Origin of the sequence: Ulvibacterium sp., assembly GCF_028285715.1 — a bacterium.
In the GTDB taxonomy this organism is placed as follows: domain Bacteria; phylum Bacteroidota; class Bacteroidia; order Flavobacteriales; family Flavobacteriaceae; genus Ulvibacterium.
Genome location: NZ_JANQOO010000011.1, coordinates 43,052 through 55,114 on the forward strand (window position 1 = coordinate 43,052; position 12,063 = coordinate 55,114).

General features: G+C 42.8%; 10 protein-coding genes. 5 read left to right on the forward strand and 5 right to left on the reverse strand.

All coding sequences use genetic code 11. The features are described from left to right. Positions 1–3: 3 nt before the first annotated feature. On the reverse strand, positions 4–606 hold the full coding sequence (locus Q0993_RS05470) for a hypothetical protein (RefSeq protein WP_299530501.1): 603 nt from the start codon (positions 604–606) through the stop codon (positions 4–6). A gap of 125 nt (positions 607–731) precedes the next feature. On the opposite strand from Q0993_RS05470, the gene Q0993_RS05475 reads away from it, so the two are divergent. The 3 genes from Q0993_RS05475 (at position 732) to Q0993_RS05485 (ending at position 4,231) form a co-directional block, all read left to right on the forward strand. After that, complete coding sequence (locus Q0993_RS05475; RefSeq protein WP_299530503.1) at positions 732–1,565, forward strand: hypothetical protein; 834 nt, start codon at positions 732–734, stop codon at positions 1,563–1,565. A gap of 105 nt (positions 1,566–1,670) precedes the next feature. Continuing rightward, complete coding sequence (locus tag Q0993_RS05480; RefSeq protein ID WP_299530505.1) at positions 1,671–3,602, forward strand: tetratricopeptide repeat protein; 1,932 nt, start codon at positions 1,671–1,673, stop codon at positions 3,600–3,602. Further along, the gene (locus Q0993_RS05485; protein WP_299530507.1) at positions 3,599–4,231 is read left to right on the forward strand and encodes a response regulator transcription factor; all 633 of its coding nucleotides are present in this window, start codon (positions 3,599–3,601) and stop codon (positions 4,229–4,231) included. Before Q0993_RS05480 ends, Q0993_RS05485 begins: the two co-directional genes overlap by 4 nt. 66 nt (positions 4,232–4,297) lie before the next feature. Here Q0993_RS05485 and Q0993_RS05490 read toward each other — a convergent pair whose 3' ends face one another. The 4 genes from Q0993_RS05490 to Q0993_RS05505 form a co-directional block, all read right to left on the reverse strand. Further along, positions 4,298–5,428, reverse strand: coding sequence for a glycoside hydrolase family 26 protein (locus tag Q0993_RS05490; protein ID WP_299530509.1), 1,131 nt, complete (start codon positions 5,426–5,428; stop codon positions 4,298–4,300). A 5-nt stretch (positions 5,429–5,433) separates the two neighbouring features. Then, positions 5,434–7,026 (reverse strand): glycoside hydrolase family 43 protein, encoded by a 1,593-nt coding sequence (locus Q0993_RS05495; protein ID WP_299530512.1) that lies wholly within the window; start codon positions 7,024–7,026, stop codon positions 5,434–5,436. After that, positions 7,023–8,561, reverse strand: coding sequence for a sugar porter family MFS transporter (locus Q0993_RS05500; RefSeq protein WP_299530514.1), 1,539 nt, complete (start codon positions 8,559–8,561; stop codon positions 7,023–7,025). The genes Q0993_RS05495 and Q0993_RS05500 overlap by 4 nt, the downstream gene beginning before the upstream one ends. A gap of 80 nt (positions 8,562–8,641) precedes the next feature. Then, a complete protein-coding gene (locus Q0993_RS05505; protein ID WP_299530516.1) occupies positions 8,642–9,697 on the reverse strand; it encodes a bestrophin family protein in 1,056 nt (351 codons plus the stop codon). A 449-nt stretch (positions 9,698–10,146) separates the two neighbouring features. Between Q0993_RS05505 and Q0993_RS05510 the strand changes: the two genes are divergently transcribed. Next, positions 10,147–10,668 carry a sigma-70 family RNA polymerase sigma factor gene (locus Q0993_RS05510; RefSeq protein ID WP_299530518.1) on the forward strand — a complete coding sequence of 174 codons (522 nt, stop codon included), beginning with the start codon at positions 10,147–10,149 and terminating at the stop codon, positions 10,666–10,668. 83 nt (positions 10,669–10,751) lie between these two features. After that, positions 10,752–11,918, forward strand: a complete 1,167-nt coding sequence (locus tag Q0993_RS05515) for a FecR family protein (protein ID WP_299530521.1) — start codon at positions 10,752–10,754, stop codon at positions 11,916–11,918. Positions 11,919–12,063 lie beyond the last annotated feature (145 nt).

Here is a 12,063-nt window from a genome sequence, read left to right on the forward strand (position 1 = left end):
TAATCAATTACAGTTTCCCGATCCGGACCAGCTTGCCTTTCTTGTACTTCCATTCTCCGTCCAAAAGCCGGTAAATGAACTGGCCGATGTAAATTTAAATTCTACCTTTCCTGATCGCGAACTGTTTGTCCTGCCCCAGGTTCCCCTATATACCCACGCACCTCCTTCCTGAAACAGCTTACCGGAAATGGTATTGGTACTTTTTCCATAATAGCCCTTACCCCAGTGAATGCTGCCGTAAGAGGAAGACCAAGCACAAGAAAGATCGGGTCTGGGAACTTCGCAAGGTGTGCATTTGTAGATTCCGTCCGGCTCATCATCATAATACCTACCATATCTTCTTTGAAGGGCAGTGGCCTCTCGCCAGGTAATATTGGTGGATATGGCGCCCATAGTGCCGTATCCCAAATTGGCGACAATGTTCGGGTCCGTGGTAAGGGCTACCGTATAGGTCACCCAACAGGGATCCATACAGTTGGACAACCTATCCCCCACCCCGGATGCATAAATGCCCCAAATGGGTGCATTTGGGTCTTGGGAAAAACAGATACTACTACTAAATAGACTGGCGAGGGTAATGAAAATCGATAGTTTTTTAAAAATCATGGGTATTGGTTTTGTTTTCGGGTCCAAACTATACACTCCCCAATCCAAATAAAATACCTAATGCTAGGTATTTGTTCCATATCAAAAGGGAGGTAGGTTTGATCTAACCTTAAAAACCAACAATCATGAGAAAAACTTTAGTAATTCTTTTATGGCCCATTTTTTCCGTTGGGCAATCCATTGGGTTTATTGATGTAGTACATGAGAAAAAAAATGAACCCTATATCGAAGTAAGTGCCAATAAAAATGGCGGGACCGCGGTTTTTAATCGAACGTATCGTTCAGGTTGTATAGGATCTTACGAAATTAGATGGACATTTTCAAAAGATTTAAGTTTGCTCCAACCTGGTGAGACCTTTGGAGTTACCCTTCAATGTGCAAGTTGCCGCACTCCCTGCGGTTATAAATGGGGTATAGCCGACGTTTTGGGATCCAACAACGTGCTGAAGATACCGAGCTATCCGGAGTACACCTATAATGGCAATATCACTCTCACAAGTAGATCCGGTGGTAGTTCCGGGGTTTTCGACTGGCAGCCCAGCCAGCTCTCAAATACATATAACTTTACCTATCAGCCCAAGAAGCCAGCAAAATTAACCGCAATTGCATTCTCCATTGCCGGACATCGCATCTACTATGTTTTTGGTGAAGCTAAAAGGCCTACTTCAAATAGCATAAACTGCCATAGCCTCCTTGGTCTGGGCAAACTGGTTAACAGTCTGGAGCTTGGTGCCTATGAGGGCTACCCCTGGGATTGGATGGATAAGACCATAGACTATGCCCTAAATCACATAGCGGCCTCAAATTGCCTTGGTAACACCTATCTTAAAAATCTAAAATCAAGAATGTACCAGGCGGGTGATACCCGTGTTTTTTATTCAGAAATACAGTCCTATTCACGAAAGCTTGAATCGGAGGTGGCATCCTCATGTGCGGCCTGTTCTAGCTGCACCCGATAAAGGACACCTTTGCCGCATCAACTGTAACTAAAAAAGGGGTTGAAATATTCGACCGGTCAAAAAATAGGATAGCTTGTAAAGCAAAAATTTGATAACTTTAAAGTAATGACCACCAAGCAACTGTACATCATTACCGTTCTTCTATGCCTATTTATGCCGATTCAGGTTTTTGGTCAGAAAGCCCAGATAGACAGCCTCTTAGCCATTTTGCAGCAGTCCGATTCTAAAAAGGAAAAAGCCAAATTGCAAATACTTCTATCGAAAATGTTTGAACGTACGGACATTACGGAAAGCAAAAAGTTTGCAGAAAAAACATTACTTTTTGACAACGACTCCTTAAAAAGTGAGGCGCATAACCAGTTGGGCAGGGCCTACTTCTATCAAAATCAGTTGGATTCCGCGTCCTATCATTTCATGGAGTCCGTTCATCTGCTCAATGGACTGGACTACCAAGACCAGGCCGCGTCGGTTAAAATTAGCCTTGGCGCCGTACATCTTAGAAAAGGGGACTATAAAAACGCAGTGGCCACCTTGATTCAAAGTGCGCAGTATTTTGAAAAGAAAGGCGACAGCGTAAATATGGCCAAATGTTATAGCAACGTATCCTCTGCATTTGGTGAACTGGGGGACTCCAAAAAGGCCATCGCCTATGGTGAGCGCGCACTGGCCATCTTTACCCAAAAAAATATGCTTCCTTTCAAGGCCGTTACATTACCAAACCTTGCCGGTGAATTTTTAAAATTAGGGGATACCCTAAAGGCCAAATCCTATTTTTTACAAGCGGAAGCCCTGGCAAAGGAACGTAACGATCTATTCTCTCTGGCCAGAATTTACAACAACCTGGGCAATATGTACCTAGAAACCGATTACCCCCAGTCCGAAAACTATTTAACGAGGGCGCTTAGCCTTCGGAAGGAGACCAAGAGCAATGACGGAATCGGGACTTTGTACAACAATCTGGGCTATCTACAACTAAAAAAAGGAAATGCACAAAAAGCCATCCCTTATTTGGAAACCGCTCTACAGTATGGCAAAGGGTCCAACGCAAGTACTACATACAACAACTTGGCAGATGCCCATCGACAATTAAGGGATTACAAGACTGCTCTGTTCTTTGAAGAAAAGAAAAACGCCCTAAACGACAGTATTCTGAAGGTAGAAAATCAAAAGGCCATTGCCGAGATCTCGACCAAATACGAAACTGAAAAAAAGGAAAAAGAAATCCTAAACCTACAGCATAGCAATCTACAGACCAACATTAAAAGAAGGCAAAGTAGAAACCTGATGTATGCGGCCTTTGCCCTGCTGTTCATCGGTGGTGTCCTAACCTATGCCTATGTGAAAAACATAAGAAAAAGAAGAATCATTGCCGAGCAATTGCAGGAATTGGAAAGTCAAAAAGTTGAAAAACTACTCAAGGAGCAAGAATTGATAGGAATCGATGCCATGATCGAGGGGCAGGAAAAAGAACGGCAGCGTATAGCCGAAGACCTGCACGACAGCCTAGGCGGAAAACTTTCGGCCCTAAAGTTATTCGTTGAGGATATCAAAAAAAACGATCAGGCCTTGTATGATAAAATAAAGGCCGTTTTGGACGAATCCTATAACGATGTGCGTCATATTTCGCATCAAAGGAATGCATCGGCCATGATAGAAAAGGGGCTTATCCCCGCGGTCAATCGGGTGGCCGACCGATTGAAATCAACGGAAAGACTTCAAGTTGAGGTTACCAATATCGATTTTAAAAAGAAGATTCAGAACTTCATCGAACTACAACTTTTTAGGATTATTCAGGAGCTGCTCACCAATACCATAAAACATGCCAAGGCCAAAAACGTAAACATCCAATTTTCAGAAGAGGATAACACCCTTAATGTGGTATATGAGGATGACGGCATAGGTTTCGATACCCAAAAAACGGATTCTGGCGTCGGTCTGAAAAACATGGGAAACCGAATACAAAAAATTGGTGGCGCACTTACTATCGATTCAAAACCCGGTAACGGCACCACTATCATCTTAAATGTCCCGATATGAGCGTGAAGGTAATTCTGGTGGACGATCACAAATTGTTCTTGAATGGGCTGGAATCCATTTTAAAGAACGAACTGGGTATCGATGTCATCGGCACAGCGACCAACGGCCTCGAATTACTGGAGCTTATGGAAAGTCTTGACCCGAAAATTATCCTTACCGATATCCGAATGCCGGTTATGGATGGTATTGCCATTGCCAAACTCTTCCAAAAAAAATACCCAAGGATATCGATTATAGCCTTAAGTATGTACGACCAAGAAGATGATGTTGTTGAAATGCTGGATGCCGGAGCCAAGGGCTACCTTATAAAGAATGCCGAGAAGGAGGAACTGTTGGAAGCTATACATGCCGTTTCCAGGGGGATGCATTATTTTAGTCCGAAGTTCAAGGGAATCCATGAGAAGTGGACGGCCCTAGAAAGGCAAAACAAGGACTTGAAGCTTACCCGAAGGGAGCGACAAATATTAACCCTTCTTTCCGAGGGAAAAACCAGTCAGCAAATGGCCCAAGAATTAAACCTAAGCCGATTCACCGTGGACACCCACAGAAAGAATATCCATAAAAAACTGGGGATAAAAAGCAATCTGATCCTGGCCAAAGAAGCGAACAGATATCTAGGTAATGGTTAGCAGCAAGGTAAATAGGCTTTTCCACCCATTTTTGCCCTAAAAAGTAGGGCGAAGATATTAAAATCCTTAATTGCCCATATACAGATTATCATATAAATCCTGGGAGGATTTGATATACTTGGGCTGGGCAGTAACCGCCTTCCATCGCTTACTTATGGAATCACTTAAGTGAAGGCGGGCATCAATTCTTTTAAACGTTGGATTTTCATACCACATAGGGTGCGAATCCCAGTGACAATTGATATAGTGTACCGCTTTTACTACATCCGGATTATCATCAATAGTCTTAAAAAAAGGGATAAACCATTTTTGCCAAGCCTCTTCGGCCTGCTGGGGATTATCCAATTGTGTTTCCAGGGTGTTTCCCGTAGTCTTGGCATCAACATCCGAAATGGTTGGTGAGGCTTCCGCTATAAAAACGGGTTTTCCTTTTTTCCTTGCGAAAGGAATCATTTTTTGGTCCGCCCACCGATTGAAAAATGAAAAGCCCAACCAGTCCACATAGTCATCCCCCGGGTACCATGATTCCAAATCACCGGCATTGGGAGACATGAAACCTGTGGATTGCCATACGTATGCCGTGTTGGTAACGCCCTTTGCCCTGCACCTATCTACAATTCTTTTGTAGGCCTTTATGGTACTTTCCTTATCATAATGGTTCCATGGTTCGCCATCAAATTCATAGGCTATACGCAAAAAAACCGGTCGTTTCCCAAGGGATAAAAGAAAATCGGCCAATCGGTCAATGTACGCATCGTGCGTGCCATCGGCAACCTTCTCTTCATGATTCACGAACTGTAGTCCAATGGCCAAGGCCATGTTCGCATAATCTGGGTCGTTCAATTGCAATGTAGCATTGTAATCGTTATCCCCCCAATCATGGGTTTCATATAGGCCATCCAGCCCTTCCATAACGCGGCCAAAAGAATTTTCACCGGGGTTAATATTGGTATAAGTGGTCCAACCGGCCGGCCTATCAAAATGATCCAAATAACCATCGCTATATTCATCCAAACCGCCAACGGCTTCAAGCTCTTGCCCCACAAAGAGCAGTACCTCACCATCCTTGGGTTCAAATTTGGCCCGCTTTCGGACCTGTTTTTTTTCAGTTTCCAATGGCATAGCATCCATCTTCCTTTGTTGCTTTTCGCCACATGCCAGTAGTAGGGTCAAGCAACCTATAATTCCTATTTTCATTTTCTTTAGTTGATTTCTTTATACTCGAACCACTCAAAATCGGCATGATGGGTATTCCTGGCAAGGTCTTGACAACAAATACCGACAAAGCTTCCCGTAAAGGCAGGACGATACCGATTGCTACCCTCCCTTACATAGTCGTCCGACAAGATACTCGCATCCAGTTCAACGCCTAATTTTTCAAATTTGTCTTCCCCAAGTCCGAAAAAAAACTGCAGCTTATCCCGATCCATTTCGCCGCGTAACACAATCGATTCCTGATTTGTGACATCCACCAATTCCTCTTGAAAGCTCATTTTGAAATTATCCGAAGTAATAACACACAAGTACTTCCGGGTTCCCTCATAATTGGAGGTAATACAGGCATAATGGTAATGACCGGTATTGTAATAGAATACCAGACCGGCCATATGTAGCATATGATCGGGATGAAAATCAATAGAAGTCGTTACACGAACATGAAAATCCTGGATTCTTCTTGCGAGTAGACTTTGTTGATGCAAGGAAGTTAAAGATTCCTTGCCATACAATCTTAAAAACCCTCTTCTGTCCATAAGGCTACACCAACTTTCGGCAATCGGTATACGTAGGGATTGAAAATCCATAGGGATTTCCTTTTGATCAAAACTGATTCTTATGGAAGTTGTTTCGTGAAGGAATTGGGGTAAATCGGGACAAGAGATTTCCAAACGGGGCACTCGACTTCCTCCCTTTAAATAAGGCCAGCCTTCTTTCCAAATGACTTCTTCAATAGCTGTCTCCCGTCCCAAAATGCAATTGCCATGAGTCGTCAAAGGTCGCCCTACCAAAAAAACGGTAAACCAGTCGCCGTTTTGGGTCTGTACCAAATCCCCATGTCCACACTTCTGTAGCGGGTGGTTCTTCTTAGCGGCTGCGGATACAAAGGGATTTTCAGGGTGAAATTCATATGGACCAAAAATATCACTACTACGCCCAATGCTCATGGCATGACCATACTCCGTACCTCCTTCTGCCAATATAAGATAGTAATATCCATCTTTCCAGTACAGATGGGGGCCCTCGGAAAGACCCAAAGCCGTGCCCTCCGTAAGGTAATGCACTTCACCTATCAGCTTTTGGCCCACCGGGTCATATTCCTGCATTTCTATCCCTCCAAAAAATTTACCGCCACGATGATCGACCAACATGCTGAGGAACCACTTTTTTCCATCGGTATCGTGAAAGAGAGAACCGTCAAAACCGCGCGAAGACAAATAAATCGGTTCGCTCCAGTCGCCGGTAACGTCCTTTGTCGTTACCAGATAATTGGGAGTATCCTTCCAAATACTATCAAAAGACCGTACATTGGAGTACACCAGATAAAAAGTACCTTTATCATAGGAGAGACATGGTGCCCATACCCCACAGGAATCCGGGTTACCCCGCATATCCAACTGAGAAAGACGATTCAACGGTCGGGCAATCAGCTTCCAGTTTTTGAGGTCCCTGGAATGATGGATCTGCACGCCTGGAAACCATTCAAAGGTAGATGTGGCAATATAATAGTCCTCGCCTACCCTACAAATGGAGGGATCTGGGTTGAATCCCCGTAATATCGGATTTTGTATATAATTCATCGTCCTATCAATTCCTTTTCCAGCTGTTCCAAAGACTTTCCCTTGGTTTCCGGCAATATTCTAAATAGCACAAAGAATCCGATAACGGCTATCATACCAAAAATGAAAAAGCTTAGGGCATTGCCTAAGTTGGATAGTTCCCAAGGAAACACTTGCTGCACCAACCAACTGGCAAAACTATTTACGAAACCAATTACCCCTATGGCCAAACCTCTGTATTTGTTAGGGTACATTTCCGACAGCAGGACCCACATTACGGGACCTAGGGAAAAAGCGAAACAGGCAATAAATCCCAAAATTCCTATCAAGATCAAGGTAGCATTCATTTCAGTAGCCGCTTCAATCAAGGTGCCTTCATTTTTTGCATAAACCTGAGTTCCCAAAGCCGATTTCATGGCATTTTTGAAATCGACATCGTTTTCGAATTTTTTGTCGGCAAATTGGGCCAAAGCATCTTTATCAATATTTTCGAGCTGCGCAATTTCCGTGGATTTCAGTTCGTAGGTGGCGTTGTTGAATCCATAAGCACATAGAAGCATACTAATCGCAATACCTGCCATACCAAAAAGTAATAAGGGCCTTCTTCCAAGCCTATCGATCAAAAACATGGCAACAATAGTGAAAACCACTGTGGTAAAACTGAGAAAAACTCCTGAAGTAAAGGCCGCATCCGTACCAATACCCGTTTGCTTAAAGATGGATGTGGCATAAAAGTATATCGCATTTATACCGGTAAATTGCTGCAGAATTCCTATGGTAAGACCCACCAAAAAGATAAAGCGCAAGGTGGGCTTTACCAATTCCCCAATGGATACCTTTACCGTGCTTTTTTGATCACGAATGCTCTTTTCAATCGAATTGATCTCTTCCTTGGCATTTTCATCCCCGTGCAACTGCCTTAAAACCCGGTTGGCATCCGCGACCTTGCCTCGCATATACAACCAACGTGGACTCCTGGGGACAAAGAACATAAATAAAAAATAGAGCAGGGCCGGCACCAACTCAACACCTAACATCCATCGCCAAACCGTGCCTTCCGTAAGAAACGAATCCCCCGAACTGTAAACTTTATTGAAGTAATAATTACTTAAAAATGCGGCAAAAAAACCGAGAACGATATTCAATTGCTGAATGGAAACCAACTTTCCACGGTTTTCTGCATTAGAAATCTCGGCAATATAGGTGGGTGCCAATATCAGGGCGGCCCCAAAGGCCAAACCACCTATCATACGTGCAATATACAGCATTTCATAGGATAGTGCATAAGCGGAAAAAAGTGCCGAAACGGCATATAAAAAGGCTACTATGATCAATATCTTTTTTCTCCCGACCCTATCACTTAACCGGCCGGAGATCAGCATGGCAATCATTGCGGAAAAAGAAGGCGAACTTACCGCCCAACCGGTCTGGGCATCGTTTAAATCAAATTCGGGACCGGCATAGGACATGACGCCCGAGATAATACCGGCATCAAAGCCAAATAAAAATCCTCCTAGGGAGACGACAAAGGCTATAAACAAGGTTCTTTTGGTCATATGTTGGAATGTTTAGGAATGAATCACATTACATGGGTCAAAATTTGAGAGTGTATACTTGGTTTTCTTCAGTGCATATATTAGAATTGTGTATCGTGCTTAACGGGGAATTGGTCCGGAATTTTTTCGTCCGGCTCTCCCAAGTTCTGTCGTAGGTCAATTTCAATACCTCTGGCAATTGTTGAAATGGGGACATCGTTTGCGGTTCCTTCAAATGGATTCTCACCCGTTCGCCCAATTCTTTCCATCGTATGGAATATCCAGGCTACGATGATATAGAAAGGGATGGACAACCAAGCGAACAAATCACTTACCAAGGGATGGGCATTCAAAAAACCATTGCCAATCTCAATGAATTGTGGTACCATGGCCAAAGGAAGGAGTAAAATAAAAATCCACATAAAAAAATGATTTAGGGTAGCGAATTGTCTAGGATACGGAAAATTTTTGATACGTTCACTTTTACCCTGAAGTGTAAACAATTCCTGAAGTATGGCCTCGAGTTCCAAAAAGGAGAACTCCCATAGTACTCCTTGCTCCTTGAGCTTTCTTAAGTGATGGGACTGCAAGTACAATAAAGCAGTCTGCTTGTTGTTCTTATCCATTACATAAGCCAGATCCCTTTCTGAAATATAAGGCTTTAAATCATCTACCAGATCGCAATCCAGCTCGGGTGGCCGCACGTTCCATTCTTGATTGGTCCTGTGGCCTATACTGGTTTCCCACGGTCTGGGCATACGCATGGCATGCCGCAAGGCGTTCATCCAAGCGATATGGCGATATGTCAGAACCTTTATTTCACGGTGTAGCTCATTTTCGGCCAAGGGAGATGGGGCGTTTTCGTTCGATACCATGTCCTGCACGAACATACCAAAGGTTCTCGAGGTGTTGACAATGCCTCCCCAAATTTTGCGTGCCTCCCAAATTCTTCCGTAAGCCGAATTATTCTGAAATCCAATAACGAAGGCCACGGCCGTACCGATCAGGGCCAAAGGGGTCCAGGGAATCTTTATCCAGCCCAAATCAAAAAAGTAATATATGGCCACCCAAACCACTATTATCAGAAGAAAAAGAAGAGTTTCAAATCGGGTCCATAGTGCCATTTCAAGGGCGGTATATTTCTTTTTAATATGCATGACTGATAGTATTAGAAGTTCATTGAATCTATGTATTTGTTTGGCTATTCCCGTAGCAATCCGTTTTGCCAGCAAATCCAACAACGTAAATCTTCGAATCTCCAAAAGGGATAGTTGTGCAATGTATGAATATTTGGGGGTATCCGGATAAATTAAAGCTGTCCCATTGAAAAACCGAGAAGTAATAAGGTCTTGGTAATCCCAATATTTATAGGGTTTAGGTTTACTTCAAACGGTGAAAATAGTATCTCCAAAAACCCTTTTATAAAAACCAAAATTTGAACTCTACCCAGTTCCGTGATCAAAAAAAACTGGATTATTTCGTATCTTGGCCTTACTTGGATTTGGAACCAGCGATTCTGTGTTAAAAGTAATTTCAAATGCGCAAAATCGTTTTTTTATTCATAACATTAGGGGTTGATGTGAATTAGGTTTTTGAATTAATGTATATGGATCATCAGTGGCTGGTTAGGGTAGAGAAGCTGTTTAAAAGGCATTATCAAGAGCTTTGTTTAATTGCCTATAGCTTTGTTTCCGATCTTGATGAAGCCGAGGATATTGTACAGGATGTATTTATTTCCCTACTAAGACGGCAAGATCATAACATACTAAATATGGAAGGGTATGTGAAAAAATCGGTCAGAAATGCCAGCCTCAATAAAATTAGGCAATCAAAAAAGCTGGAGCCTATCTCCGAGAAAGTACTGAAACTCCCCCAATATGAAAGTCCGCAACGGATTGACCATGATGAGGAAATCAAGATTGCCATAGAAAACCTACCTCTGCAATGCAAGAGGGTATTTGAGCTCTGTGCCCTGGAAGGTAAAAAGTATAGTACCGCGGCCGAAACCCTGAACATCTCCGTAAACACGGTTAAATCGCACATGAAAAAGGCCTACAAAATCCTTCGCGTGGAGCTACAGGACACACAATTGTTTCTGTTATTGTTGTTAATTTCGCATTTACGGTAGCCTTTTTTTAACTTTTTTCAATTTTAACATCACCCTTTTTACGTTTTTCCGTGTCTTTATAGTATAGGCTATGAAAACCATCTATGGAAATAACTAAACTAATTGTAAAAAAACTGACCACAAACCTTTCGGAGACCGAAGCTAAAGAATTTGATTCCTGGTTGCACGCGTCTCATGAAAATAAGGAAATCTTTGACCGGATATCTTCAATTCAGAAATCAGGTAAGGACATCAGCGAATTGGAAAATTTGGACGAAGTCACTGCCTGGGACAAAATACTTCAAAAAGTGGGGCCCGATAAAGTGTCACAAAAAAGGACACTTTGGACAAGAGCGGTTCTTAGATATGCGGCTATTTTTGTTGGTCTGCTCGGTTTGGCTTTCTGGTATTTGCACAACTCTGTCCAAACGCCTGAAAATATGTTATCACAACCCGATAAAAACGCAATTACATTACAACTGGAAAATGGGGAGGTAAAAGTCTTATCTGAAGATGGGTCTTCCCAAATTAAGGATAAGGAGGGAAACTTGGTGGTTACCAAAAAGGGATCCAACTTGGCGTATTCCAACTCGGCAACCATAGAAAAGCTGGTTTACAATACCTTAACCGTACCCTATGCCAAACGATTTGGCATTCAGCTTTCCGATGGGACCCGGGTACATCTCAATTCAGGCTCTTCCATAAAGTATCCTGTTAAATTCATGGAAGGAGCGGACAGAGAGGTATTTTTGACCGGTGAGGCCTTTTTTGAAGTAACCGAGGATGCCGAGCGTCCTTTTAGGGTTAGTAGTAATGATTTGGTGGTAACCGTACTGGGCACCACCTTTAACGTAAAAGCGTATCCTGAGGACAGGGAAATAAACACGGTACTGGTCTCGGGATCTGTAGGTCTTTCCAATGCGGACAATCCGACTACGGACCCCACACTATTGGAGCCCGGTCACATGGCTACTTGGGACAAGTCCAACAATACCATGGCCATGGAAGCTGTGGATACGGAGATTCACACTTCTTGGATCCATGGGAGATTGGTGCTAAAACGCACGCCCTTTGCCCAAATAATTCCCAAACTACAACGGCACTATAATATTTCCATTACAAATAATTATCCAACCTTAAACGATAAGGTGTTTACGGCCAGCTATGATATTGAGACCATAGGGGAAGTCATGGCGTCGCTCAGCGAGATTATTCCCTTCTATTTTGAAGTAGATGGAAATGAAGTTATAATAAACAAACCCGAAAATTAGACTAACATAAAAAAACAACAGCCAATGAAATAGATGTGAAGAAAATAAAAAAATCGGGAAATGCTGGTACCATTCCCCGATAGATTAGTAATCAACTGATACGAGTTAACTAAAATCCTTTAAAAATATGGAAAAATTAAAAGGA

Coding starts and splice junctions, on each gene's coding strand:
- Q0993_RS05490 (WP_299530509.1), bottom strand. CDS start 5,428: ATGAAAATAGGAATTATAGGTTGCTTGACCCTACTACTGGCATGTGGC.
- Q0993_RS05475 (WP_299530503.1), top strand. CDS start 732: ATGAGAAAAACTTTAGTAATTCTTTTATGGCCCATTTTTTCCGTTGGG.
- Q0993_RS05505 (WP_299530516.1), bottom strand. CDS start 9,697: ATGCATATTAAAAAGAAATATACCGCCCTTGAAATGGCACTATGGACC.
- Q0993_RS05480 (WP_299530505.1), top strand. CDS start 1,671: ATGACCACCAAGCAACTGTACATCATTACCGTTCTTCTATGCCTATTT.
- Q0993_RS05510 (WP_299530518.1), top strand. CDS start 10,147: ATGGATCATCAGTGGCTGGTTAGGGTAGAGAAGCTGTTTAAAAGGCAT.
- Q0993_RS05485 (WP_299530507.1), top strand. CDS start 3,599: ATGAGCGTGAAGGTAATTCTGGTGGACGATCACAAATTGTTCTTGAAT.
- Q0993_RS05470 (WP_299530501.1), bottom strand. CDS start 606: ATGATTTTTAAAAAACTATCGATTTTCATTACCCTCGCCAGTCTATTT.
- Q0993_RS05500 (WP_299530514.1), bottom strand. CDS start 8,561: ATGACCAAAAGAACCTTGTTTATAGCCTTTGTCGTCTCCCTAGGAGGA.
- Q0993_RS05515 (WP_299530521.1), top strand. CDS start 10,752: ATGGAAATAACTAAACTAATTGTAAAAAAACTGACCACAAACCTTTCG.
- Q0993_RS05495 (WP_299530512.1), bottom strand. CDS start 7,026: ATGAATTATATACAAAATCCGATATTACGGGGATTCAACCCAGATCCC.